The sequence below is a fragment of the Acinetobacter sp. ANC 4558 genome, from assembly GCF_002135375.1.
Lineage (GTDB): Bacteria > Pseudomonadota > Gammaproteobacteria > Pseudomonadales > Moraxellaceae > Acinetobacter.
This window is the reverse complement of the sequence record NZ_NEGH01000002.1, coordinates 36243-48879: the sequence shown is the minus strand read 5'-3', so window position 1 is coordinate 48879 and position 12637 is coordinate 36243. Positions and strand designations below refer to the sequence as shown.

9 protein-coding genes are annotated in these 12637 nt (G+C 37.6%); 5 read left to right on the top strand and 4 right to left on the bottom strand.

The window, feature by feature from the left end:
- The first annotated feature begins 94 nt into the window (after nt 1-94).
- Nucleotides 95-934: an AraC family transcriptional regulator gene (locus B9T31_RS02700; RefSeq protein WP_086180435.1), complete on the top strand. Its 840-nt coding sequence runs from the start codon at nt 95-97 to the stop codon at nt 932-934.
- Between the two features lie 111 nt (nt 935-1045).
- Complete coding sequence (locus B9T31_RS02695; protein WP_086180434.1) at nt 1046-1234, top strand: heavy-metal-associated domain-containing protein; 189 nt, start codon at nt 1046-1048, stop codon at nt 1232-1234.
- Between the two features lie 53 nt (nt 1235-1287).
- Here the strand turns inward: B9T31_RS02695 and cueR are convergent, their stop codons facing one another.
- Nucleotides 1288-1752 carry a Cu(I)-responsive transcriptional regulator gene (gene cueR / locus B9T31_RS02690; RefSeq protein ID WP_086180433.1) on the bottom strand — a complete coding sequence of 155 codons (465 nt, stop codon included), beginning with the start codon at nt 1750-1752 and terminating at the stop codon, nt 1288-1290.
- A gap of 12 nt (nt 1753-1764) precedes the next feature.
- Nucleotides 1765-4251, bottom strand: a complete 2487-nt coding sequence (locus B9T31_RS02685; RefSeq protein WP_086180432.1) for a heavy metal translocating P-type ATPase — start codon at nt 4249-4251, stop codon at nt 1765-1767.
- 119 nt (nt 4252-4370) lie between these two features.
- On the opposite strand from B9T31_RS02685, the gene B9T31_RS02680 reads away from it, so the two are divergent.
- Both B9T31_RS02680 and B9T31_RS02675 read left to right on the top strand, forming a co-directional pair.
- Nucleotides 4371-4691 carry an ArsR/SmtB family transcription factor gene (locus tag B9T31_RS02680; protein ID WP_171264674.1) on the top strand — a complete coding sequence of 107 codons (321 nt, stop codon included), beginning with the start codon at nt 4371-4373 and terminating at the stop codon, nt 4689-4691.
- 277 nt (nt 4692-4968) lie between these two features.
- On the top strand, nt 4969-7515 hold the full coding sequence (locus B9T31_RS02675; RefSeq protein WP_086180431.1) for a heavy metal translocating P-type ATPase: 2547 nt from the start codon (nt 4969-4971) through the stop codon (nt 7513-7515).
- 169 nt (nt 7516-7684) lie between these two features.
- Here B9T31_RS02675 and B9T31_RS02670 read toward each other — a convergent pair whose 3' ends face one another.
- Entirely contained in the window at nt 7685-9121 is a 1437-nt protein-coding gene (locus B9T31_RS02670) for a spinster family MFS transporter (RefSeq protein WP_086180430.1), read from the bottom strand.
- A 191-nt stretch (nt 9122-9312) separates the two neighbouring features.
- The gene (gene paaZ, locus B9T31_RS02665; RefSeq protein WP_086180429.1) at nt 9313-11418 is read right to left on the bottom strand and encodes a phenylacetic acid degradation bifunctional protein PaaZ; all 2106 of its coding nucleotides are present in this window, start codon (nt 11416-11418) and stop codon (nt 9313-9315) included.
- Nucleotides 11419-11679: 261 nt separating this feature from the next.
- Between paaZ and paaA the strand changes: the two genes are divergently transcribed.
- A complete protein-coding gene (gene paaA / locus B9T31_RS02660; RefSeq protein ID WP_086180428.1) occupies nt 11680-12621 on the top strand; it encodes a 1,2-phenylacetyl-CoA epoxidase subunit PaaA in 942 nt (313 codons plus the stop codon).
- The last annotated feature ends 16 nt before the right edge of the window (nt 12622-12637 follow it).

Below are 12637 nucleotides of genomic sequence, written 5' to 3'. Positions count from 1 at the left end.
TTTTCTTTTTCACTATTTTTTATTGACCCATATTGCTTTAATTCTTCAATATAGTGGGTGTTGTGTTCTGTATCACTTGTGATTGGGTTACAGAATGCATAAGCATCATCATAATAAAATATTGATTGGGATTGAAGCAATGCAAGCAGCTGATTTCGATATGATTTCTACAATAAAAGCGATAGCAATTTGCTTAACATCTGAAAATGTAAAATTAGACTCTACGCATCAACACCGATTTGCTCAATTATATTGTTTAAAACATGGGCAAATGATGATTCAATCCAGCACAGGAATTATTGTTACACCGCCACATTGCATGGGGTGGATTCCTTCATATTGTGAACATCATATAATATCTAATTCTGGTGTGACAGGTTGGACTGTATTTATAGATGAATCCTTAGCCACTATTTTTCCAAAAGAACCAACGATATTGTCATGTTCATTTTTATTAGAACCACTTATTCAGCGTATGGCGGAGTGGGAGATGGCAAAGATGGAGCAGCGTGAATATCAACATTTAGTCAATGTCTTTTTTGATGAGCTAAAACAAGCGGAGCTTCAGCCACTTTCTTTACCGATTCCACAAGATGCACGATTAAAAAAAATAGCATTATATTTATTAGAAAACCCAACCGATGAAGTGAGTTTAGAAGACTTAGCACAATCGAATGGTTTAAGTACTCGAAGCTTAAGTCGGCATTGGTCAAATCATGTGGGAATGAGTATTAAAAAATATCGTCAAATTGCAAAAATTTTTAAATCGCTTGATGACATCACTGCGGGAAAGAGTATTGAACAATGTGCATGGCGATGTGGCTTTGAAAGCACAAGTGCTTATATTTTGGCATTTAAGCGTATTTTTAAAACAACGCCTAAAGAATACCAAAATTTAGTTAATTTAAACATCACAAAGAATATATTACTTTAATTTTTAATATGATAATCATCAATTTTTGAAAGAATCCAACAAACACTTGACCTTACAACTATTGTAAGGTTTATATTTAAGTCATCTACTCAGTATATTAGGAGCCTAGCAATGGAATTTCATATTGAAAATATGACATGTGGTGGTTGTGCACGAGGCGTGACCAAAGCAATTCAAACTGTAGATGAAAATGCTAAAGTGATTGCAGATCCGCCAAATCGCAGCGTAAAAGTAGAAACACAAGCAACTCAGCAGCAAATTATTGATGCTCTTTCAGAGGCAGGTTTTCCACCACGCTAAGTGAGCTGGTTAAGGTAAAAAAGGGCTATTTGAAATAGCCCTTTTTATATTACTTAGTATTTATGCTTTCTTGTTAAGGGTGAAAATGAAAGAAGATCATTGTGTGAATGCACTTCTTTTGCATTATGATTGGGTTGCTGTAAACCTTCAAGAATTGGACAATCTGGACGATGGTCTCCAGCACAACAATCCATTAAATCTTTGAGTGTATCCGCCATTCGCTGTAAATCATTAATACGCTCTGCAAGTCGATCAATATGTGCTTGGGCTAAACGTTTTACATCTGCACTTTGTCTATTTTTATTGTTCCATAAATCGAGTAAATTCATGATTTCTGCAACCGAGAAGCCGAGCTCTCGGCTTCTTTTAATAAACTTTAGTCGCTCAACATCATTTTCAGAATATGAACGATAACCAGCATTGTTTCGTCCAGCAGTAGGAATGAGTTCAATCTTTTCATAATAACGAATCATTTTGGCGGTGACACCTGATGCTTGAGATGCTTTACCAATATTCATAATATTATTCCATTAACCTTTTGGCATAGATGGTGGTTGAAAGCGACGTAAACGTAGTGCATTGCCTAAAACAAATACACTGGATAAAGCCATTGCGCCTGCTGCAAATATCGGTGACATTAAAATTCCATATGCAGGATATAATACCCCAGCAGCGACAGGAATAAGTAGCGTATTATAAGCAAAAGCCCAGAATAAATTTTGATGAATATTGCCAATGGTTGCTTTAGATAATGCAATTGCATTTGCAACACCTTGTAAATTACCAGACATTAAAACAACATCGGCAGATTCAATCGCAACATCGGTTCCTGTACCAATCGCAAGCCCGACATCAGCTTCAGCAAGTGCAGGTGCATCATTAATACCATCCCCGACAAAGGCAAGTTGACCATATTTTGCCCGAAGTTTTTGTACTGCATCGACTTTACCTTCAGGAAGAACTTCAGCAATGACTTCATCTATTCCCAATTGTTGAGCAATAGCTTGTGCAGTACGTGCGTTATCACCAGTCACCATTGCAACTTTTAATCCGAGTTGATGTAATGCAGCAATTGCAGCTGGTGTTGTCGATTTTATGGGGTCTGCGACCGCAATAATGCCTGCCAGTTTACCCTCGATTGCAACATAAAGTGGTGATTTCCCTTCATCACCTAAACGCTGTGCTGTAGCTGAAAATGGTGTAACAGAAAGTCCAAGTTGTGTCATATAACGATCTGCACCAATATTAATTTCAGTATATTGTGAGGTCGATGCTCGAACACCCATGCCTGTAATTGAATCGAAAGATTTCACTTTGGCTAAAGTTAATTGTTCTTGCTCAGCAGCATGTACAATTGCTTTTGCAATAGGATGTTCAGAGCGTGATTCTACAGATGCAACGACAGCAAGAACTTCTTGTCGGTCAAATCCATTGATGACTTCAAGGTCTGTTAATTCAGGATGTCCTTCTGTCAAAGTTCCCGTTTTGTCTACAGCAACAATTTTGGCATCTTTAAGTAATTGTAAAGCTTCGCCTTTACGAAATAAGACTCCGAGTTCAGCTCCACGACCAGTTCCAACCATAATTGATGTAGGGGTTGCCAAGCCCATTGCACAAGGACAGGCAATAATAAGAACAGCAACTGCATTAATTAAGGCAAAGGTTAAAGCAGGAGATGGACCGAAAAAGAACCAAACGAAAAATGTCGCCGCTGCTGCAAGCATAACAGCAGGAACAAACCAGAGCGTTACTCGATCAACGACTGCCTGAATCGGCATTTTAGAACCTTGCGCTTGTTCAACTAAACGTATAATTTGCGCAAGCATGGTTTCACCACCGACTGCAACAGCGGTAAAAGTTAATGTACCATTTTGATTAATAGTTCCACCCACAACGTCACTGCCTATTTTTTTCTCTACAGGTATGGGTTCGCCTGTAATCATTGACTCATCAACAAAACTTTGACCTTCAATGACTTGTCCATCGACAGGAATTCGCTCACCTGGTTTAACAATCAGAGTGTCACCAGCTAATACTTGATCTATCGATATATCAACAATTTGTTCATTGCGAGATACGTGTGCAATTTTAGCTTGCAAGCTGACTAAGCGTTGAATGGCTTCAGAAGTACGTCCTTTTGCTTTGGCTTCAAGAAATCGACCGAGTAAAATTAATGCAACAATAACTGCCGCCGCTTCATAATAGACATTAACTGTTCCAGAAGGGAGTACATGGGGAGTAAATGTTGCAACCAGAGAAAATAGATAAGCCGCTAAGGTGCCCACTGCAACCAAAGAGTTCATATCGGGTGCTAAGCGAAACAATGCAGGTAAGCCTTTGCTATAAAATCTACGACCAGGAATAATTAGAACGAAAGTGGTTAAAATAAACTGGAGATACCAACTATTTTGCATGCCAATGGTATGGTTAATCAGTTCGTGCACACCAGGAATAAGATGTGAACCCATTTCTAAGATAAACACAGGCAATGCAAAACATATTGCTAAAATAAGATCACGTTTTAATTCAGTTCTTTCTTGATCCTTTTTTTCAAGCTGTTCTGTTTGGTCAGTGACAGCAAGTTGAATTTCTTTGGCATCGTAACCTGTTTTATCAATTGCTGTGATCAAGCTTTCAATGCTGGCAGTTCCCTTGATGGTTGCACGTTCAGTGGCAAGATTCACATTGGCATCTTGAACACCTGATACCGCTTTTATTGCCTTTTCAACACGGCTAACACATGAAGCACATGTCATACCTTCAATGGATAATTCAGTTTGACTCGCAGGTACATCATAACCAGTTTGCTCAATTGCATGAATGAGTATCTGACGTTCTACAGGTTTTTGTAATATAATATCGGCACGTTCAGTGGCAAGATTGACTGAGACAGATTGTACGCCATCTATTTTTTTTAATGCAGCCTCAACACGACCCACACAACTGGCGCAAGTCATGCCTTCAATTTGAAGCGTGACGTTGGTTTGAGTAGAAATGTGATTTACTTTTGTTTCCATAAGATATACCTATAGATATTATCTAGTTGCGACCAGTGTAGACCTTGCTATTGTTGGAAGGTCAAGAGTAGAATTTGTAAAATTTTACATTTATTTATAACGGAATATTTAAACATATTATGAGTTTTACAGATCTCCCACCAGAATTATCTCAAAATCAAATTATGGCTTTGGCTGAAACCTTTAAGCTGTTAGGAGATACTTCTCGGTTGAAAATTTTACTCTTTTGTATGCGTGGGCCGAGTTCTGTCAGTGAAATTTGTGAAGCGCTTGGTTTATCACAATCTTTAGTGAGTCATAATTTAAGATTATTGAGATCAGCTCGTTTAGTGAAAGGTGAACGACAAGCAAAGCATGTGTTTTATGAAATTGATGATATGCATGTCAGTCAAGTTTTACTGGATATGGTTAGCCATATTAGTGAAGAGCATGAACATTAAAGACAATACTGACATATCATCAATTGTTTATCCAATTTTATTCAATCATAAACAATAAAATATTTATAAAAATCAAAAACAAAAAATAAAGAGTCACACTTATCCCGATTTGACTATTTCGTGTGCAACCTTATCTGTATAAACTGAGATGAAATAATTCTTCTATGACAGATCGTTATAGGAGATTTGTTATGATTAAAATTAAATTTTATATATAGACATATGAACATGTATTCATATATAGTAATGAAGTTGAAACCAAATCAGTGTGATAAAAATGTCATTAATACAAATGAACTCATCGCCTAAGTCCTATGTGCAATTGAACTTTCGCGTAGAGGGAATGGATTGTGCAAGTTGTGTTGGAAAAATTGAAACTGCGCTGAGTCGAATGGTCGGTATATCTGAAGTTGAGGTCAATTTTACTGGCGAGAAGCTTTCTTTAAAACTGGAAGAAGAAAGTCATACGACGGCTCAAATGATTTTAAAAAAAATAAATACGCTTGGTTTTAAAGCGACAGAATTAGCAGTGATTCCACCTGAACAGTCTCATCATCAAAAAAATGATGCTTGTTGTACAAAAATATCTGATGAGACAAACACATCAATGCAAAGTTGTTGCGCTCATTCAAATGATGATCCAATGACGTCTACGAATATTCTTGATGAATACAATGTACAAATGAAAGTAGAAGGGATGGACTGCGCAAGTTGTATTCATAAAATTGAAACAGCCTTAAAAAAAGTACCAGAAATATCGAATGTAACACTTAATTTTAGTAGCGAAATTTTACGTTTTAAATTAAAAGAAAATTCCCAGACCACTGTTCATGATATTACTAAAATTATTAAAAATTTAGGTTTTAATGTTTCTCATTTAGAGCAAGGAAATATAGAAACGATTTCACAGTCGAGTGCAATAGAAAACTTAACAGCGGCTGAAAAGCGTTGGTGGCAAACCCAGAAAGGGAAGCATGTTATTCAGTTAGCAGTACTGATGGGAATTGCTTATATTATTTCATATTTATTGCCTTTATATGGGAATTGGATTTTTACTTTAGCCGTCATTATTGGTGTTTTTCCTTTTGCAAAAAATGCTTTCGCTTTAGCAAGATCAGGTTCGCCATTTTCAATTGAAATGTTAATGACCGTTGCTTCTGTGGGCGCATTGATTATTGGGCAGGTCGAAGAAGCAGCTGCGGTGATCTTTTTATTTTCAATTGGTGAATTGCTTGAAAGCGTGGCAGCTGGGCGGGCAAGAGCTGGAATTAAAGCTTTGGCATCTTTGGTGCCTAAAACCGCTTTAAAGCTCAGTTCTACAGGTGAGCAAAAAGAAGTTCCTGCAAGTTCTCTGCATAAAGATGATTTTATTTTAGTTCGTCCTGGAGATCGTGTTCCAGCGGATGGTGAAATTATACAAGGTCAGTCGAGTCTGGATGAGTCACCTGTTACAGGGGAATCGATTCCTAAACCTAAAATGTTAGGAGATTCCGTTTTTGCCGGTTCAATTAACATTGACGGTGCTTTGCAGGTTAAAGTCAGTAAAGAAGCAGCTGATAATACGATTTCACGAATTATTCAATTGGTTGAAGAAGCACAAGCTGCAAAGTCTCCAACAGCTCGATTTATTGAAAAATTTAGTCAATATTACACACCTGCAATTATGGCACTTGCTGCTTTAATTATCGTTATTCCACCTGTATTTATGGGGGAAGATTGGCAAACATGGATTTACCGCGGTCTAGCATTATTGCTTATTGCTTGCCCATGTGCATTGGTTTTATCGACACCAGCCGCGATTGCTTCTGGATTAGCCGTGGGTACTCGTAGAGGCTTACTAATTAAAGGTGGAAATACTTTAGAAACAATAGGACGTGTTAATGTTGTTGCATTTGATAAAACTGGAACATTAACAGAAGGTAAGCCGAAAGTAACCAATATTGTTTCTTATATGGATGGTGGGGAAGATTCTGTTATTGCATTGGCAGCAGCCATTGAGTCAACATCAAGTCATCCTTTGGCAAAAGCCATTACACAGCATGCCGAAACAATGCAGGTGAATATTCCATCTTTAACAGATGCATATGCAACGGCAGGTAAAGCGGTTCATGGAACAATAGATCAACAACGTTTTTCCGTCGCATCCCCCGTATTTGCTGAACAAATTGTACAACTGTCTATTCAACAAAAATATGATATTTCTGCTTTACAGCGTGAAGGAAAAACGGTCTCTGTACTGATTAATGAATCGATAAGCCGTGTTCTGGGATTATTGGCACTTCGTGATGAGCCACGCCAAGATGCACAAGAAGGCATTGCACTGCTAAAAAAATTAGGTGTGCAATCTGTCATGTTAACCGGTGACAACCGATTAACAGCACAAGCGATTGCTGATAAATTAGATTTGGATTTTGAGGCAGAACTTTTACCGCAAGACAAACTCAATGCGATTAATCAACGGAAAAAAGTTTCTAAAGTTGCAATGGTAGGTGATGGAATTAATGATGCACCTGCACTGGCAATTGCAGATGTGGGTATTGCCATGGGCGGAGGGACTGACGTTGCTATTGAAACAGCGGATGCAGCATTACTTAAAAGCCGTGTGACTGATGTGGCTCATTTAATTGCTTTATCGCGTGCAACAATGGCAAATATTCATCAAAATGTTATTTTTGCACTTGGATTTAAAAGTATTTTTCTCGTTACAACGGTAATGGGGGTGACAGGTTTATGGGTTGCTGTCCTTGCAGATACAGGTGCAACGGCTTTAGTGACTTTAAATGCATTGCGTTTATTATATTTTAAGGGTGGAAAGTCATTGTAATTTTTAAAAATAATGGAACATAAAATATGAGTATTCATGGTAATACTCATATTTTTAAGTTGGATCGCTAAATTTTGAGATAGGCATTGATCATGACAAAAAATAAATAGCCATGAGAATATGTTCTACATGGCTATGAAGAGCATGACAGATGATATTTCGTTATATATTAGTCAACGAGCTTCTCTGTTTCCATACTCTCTTTATAAAATTTGCATCCTTTATATAATAGAAATATTGCAATTACCCCTGCTATAGAATTAACGATAGAAATAGAATTACCGACCATAAGTGTATTTTGAAAGTATTTATCTGTGATGAGTGCAACAGCTGTTGTCCCAACTCCCAGTGCAATTAAGTTTGAAATGAGTAAAAACTTAGCTGAAACTTGTGCACGTAATTGGTTGGGCGTAAGAATTTGTGTTGCTGCTGCTGATGCAGGAATTGGAAAAGTTGAAAAAAACATCGCCACAAATAATAAAGCAAATGAAAGATGCATATTATCAACTTGCGTAAATAAAACACTTGGAATAACTAAAGCCGTACAGCCAATTAACCCTGTACGAATTGCAGCATCGCTATAACCACGTTTAGAGAAAAAGTCGATTAACCAGCCACAGAATAAAGCACCAGCTGTATTTGCAACTAAAATAATAATACCTAAAATATAGCCTGTTTGACTGGCATCTAAACCGAAATGACGCATGTAATAAGCAGGTGCCCAGCCAAGTAGTGAATATAAAATCATGGTATAAAATGAAAAACCAATAAAGTGACAAAAGAAGGTTTTTTTATGAGTTTTAATAAATGCAACTGAGTTCTTAAAAGATGCTTTTACGACGAGCCCATCGTGACCTACTTTTAAACCTTTCCGCTGAGGTTCACGGACCGTTAATACCATGAGTAAAGCGAGTAATACACCTGGTAGTCCGACGATCATAAAGGTGAGTTGCCATGTTTTAATTTCACCAATGATAGGTAAAATAACAAAATTAATATCTTTAAGTAAACCAATGACATAGCCTCCAATAAGAAAGGCTAAGCCTGAACCAATAAATGCACCAATAGCGAATACACCTAATGCACGTCCTAGTTTTTCTTTTGGAAATAGGTCAGCAACAATCGAGTAAAATGCGGGTGATAATGCAGCTTCACCTGCACCAACACCTAAGCGTGCCAAAAACATTTGAATAAAATTTTTACTTAATCCACAAGCGGCTGTAGCAAGACTCCAAAATGCGATACCAATAGAAATGATTTTAATGCGTGATTTTTTGTCTGCTAATGCGGCAATGGGAAGTCCCATAAATGCATAAAATAATGAAAAAGCAAGACCCTGTAGCAGACTAAATTGGGTATCACTGAGCATAAGATCATGTTTGATCGGTTCAATCATTAAAGATAAAATTTGCCGATCTACAAAGGATAAAATGTAAGCCACCATACAAATGATGACGACATACCACTGGTAGGTACTTTTTTCTGGAGAGGCAGGATGCTGTTGAATTTGAGGCTGTTCAGTCGGCAGTATAGGTTCAAAAGATAATGACTGCGGCTGAATATTCCTTTTCGTGTTATCGATGTCTAGTGACTTATCGTTCATCATGCAACTTCCTGTGCTGATTGTGTGATTTTTAAACGATACCTTTAATTTGAAATATTAATTAAAATGTATCGTAATTTTAATTTATGTGTAAATTCGTTGGTCGTCAATAAAATTTAATACTTAAAGATACAAATAATTTTTTAAATGTAAAAAAAGGAATCATATAGATTCCTTTTTTCTCATGGGTAAAACTAAATGCTACGTTCTACCAATGTTAAGATGTCATATGTTGCAACTAATTCGTGACGTTGATTTTTGACTTTAATATCCCAAACAACGACACCATGTGCTTTTTGTTCTGGATCACGTTGTAGTTTCGGTGTTTTTTGCTTGCAGGTGAGCTCAACTTGAATGGTATCCCCAATTTTAACAGGCTCTACAAAGCGTAGATTGTCCATACCATAATTCGCAATCACAGGGCCAGCTGGCGCATCGACAAATAACCCAGCTGCTGCTGAGACAATGAAGTAACCATGAGCGACTCGTTCACCGAAGAATGATTCAGCGGCCGCAATTTTATCCATATGTGCATAGAAATGATCACCACTTAAACATCCAAAATTAACAAGATCGGTTTCAGTCACAGTTCGTCGAGCTGTAAGTAAACGCTCTCCAATACGTAACTCATCAAAAGACTTTTTAAATGGATGTACTCGATCTTCAAAGACTTGCGCACCTGCTGTCCAACTATGACCCACTTGCGTCATGGCATTCGGAGAGCCTTGAATTGCGGTACGTTGCATATAATGTTTGACTGCACGTAAGCCTCCAAGTTCTTCTCCACCACCAGCACGGCCAGGCCCACCATGAATTAAATATGGAAGTGGAGAGCCATGACCTGTGCTTTCTTTAGCGCTTTCTGCATCTAAAATATGGACACGACCATGCCATGGAGCAATTTTTGCAAGAAGATTTTCAATATGATCATCGGTATTTCGAACAATAGAGGCAACTAGACTTCCTTCACCACGTGCCACTAAATCAGCTAGTTCTGCTAAATTGTGATATGGCATTAATGTAACAACTGGGCCGAAAGCTTCAATACGGTGAATATTTTCTGCTTGGCTCGGCTGTGTACATACAAGTACAGTTGGCGGGTAAAATGCTGATTTTTCAGGATGTTGAGTTTGGATTTTAACATCTTGTCGTAAATGACTACCATAAATAATTTCAGCATCTTGACTGAGTAATTCAACTTTAGCAGCAACATCATGCTTTTGTTTAACACTTGCCAATGCACCCATGGTGATGCCTTCATCAGATGGATTGCCAACGACGACTTTTTTGAGTTTTTCAACTAAACGATTTTGTACCACATCTAAAAGTGGGGCAGGCACAAATGCACGACGAATTGCAGTACATTTTTGTCCAGCTTTGGTGGTCATTTCTCTAAAAACTTCACGTACAAATAGATCAATGGTTTCATCATTGGCATGTTCAGTCAGAATAGCACTGTTAACAGAATCTGCTTCCATGGTAAATGGAATTGAATATGCATTTAGGTGCGGATGTGCTCGAAGTTTTTGTCCTGTAGATGCCGAACCTGTAAATGTAACGGTATCCTGTGGAGTTAAATAATCAAATAGATCATAGATTTGACCACAAATGAGTTGTAAAGAGCCTTCTGGAAGAAAGCCACTGTCCAGAATTGCCTTGACAACTGCATGTGTGAGTTCAGCACCTTCCGTTGCAGGTTTAACAATACATGGAACACCCGCTAGAAGCGTTGGTGCAATTTTTTCGAGCATTCCCCAGATTGGAAAGTTAAATGCATCAATATGTACTGCAACGCCTGTTTTAGGGCTTAAAATATGTTTTGCACCAAATGTTCCTTGTTTTGACAGTGGAATCCAAGCATCTTCAACTAATGCCGTTTCATCACTGAGTTCACGTCTTACAAGGCTAGAATAGGCAAACAAAGTTCCAATACCACCCTCGATATCAATCCATGCATCTTTGCGCGTACATCCTGTCGCTTTTGCAAGTTCATAATATTCTTCTTTACGTTCAAGTAAATATTGAGCAACTTGTTTTAATGCATTAGCACGTTGATGAAATGTCCACGAAGCAATAACAGAGCCCTTATGTTTTGCATAGTTAATAATTTCTTGAATATCAATTTCTTGACTGCCGACTTGATAAACTGCTTCGCCTGTAATGGCATGATAAACCGTACGTAAATCTTGTTGGCTGACATATTCTTGTCCATATACGAGCGAACTTAGGGTCTTAGCAGACGCTTTAGCGTATTGATCTGCCTGATCGGTTGTTGAGTTGCTATTGTCTAACTCTAACATCTTAAAACTCCATTTATGATACGTTTAACTTTAAATTTTAATATTATTGTTTCATAATTTGTGTTTAAAAATCAAAAATGTCAATCATAAATGTAGATTAAAAAAACAATTTTAAGATATATATTTATGAATAATAATTAAAATCAATAGCTTGTGTTGATTTTAAAATTAATTTTATTTGATACTTAAAAATATATATTGATTTTTTATTCGTATCGTTTTAATTTAAATGTATAAACACTTGGGATAAGTGAGGAAATCATGGACAAGCAACAACAAACATTTGAGCAAAATATTGAAAAGGATATTTCAATCGAGCCAAAGGATTGGATGCCAGATGCATATCGTAAAACTTTAATTCGCCAAATTGGACAACATGGGCACTCTGAAGTAGTGGGTATGTTGCCTGAAGGAAACTGGATTACGCGCGCACCGACGTTAAAACGTAAAGCAGTGCTTTTAGCAAAAGTACAAGATGAAGCAGGGCATGCACTGTATCTATATAGTGCAGCAGAAACGCTGGGCGCAGACCGTGACGACATGATGGATAAACTAATTTCAGGTCGCATGAAATATTCATCTATTTTTAACTATCCAACTTTAAGTTGGGCAGATGTTGCCGCAATTGGTTGGCTTGTAGATGGTGCTGCAATTGTGAATCAGGTTGCATTATGTCGTACCTCATATGGCCCATATGCACGTGCTATGGTTCGTATTTGTAAGGAAGAAAGCTTTCATCAGCGTCAAGGTTTTGAAGCCATGATGGTGTTGGCAAATGGAACGGCAGAGCAAAAACAAATGGCGCAAGATGCAGTCAATCGCTTTTGGTGGCCAGCATTAATGATGTTTGGTCCAAGTGATGATAATTCTCCAAATAGTGCGCAAAGCATGTTATGGAAAGTTAAACTCTTTAGTAACGATGTATTACGTCAAAAATTTGTTGATAACACCGTATCGCAAGTACATCAACTTGGCTTAACTGTGCCAGATAAAAATTTAAAATTTAATGAAGAAACAGGACACTATGAGTTTGGTGAAATTGATTGGGAAGAGTTTTTTGCTGTGATTGCAGGCAAGGGCCCTTGTAATCATGAACGTATTGAAGCTCGTCGTAAAGCATGGGACGGCGGAAAATGGGTTCGTGACTCTGCTGCAGTATATGCACAAAAGCAGAAACAGCAGCATGCACAGAAAGTCGCTTAAAACGGTTCGTTAAGTC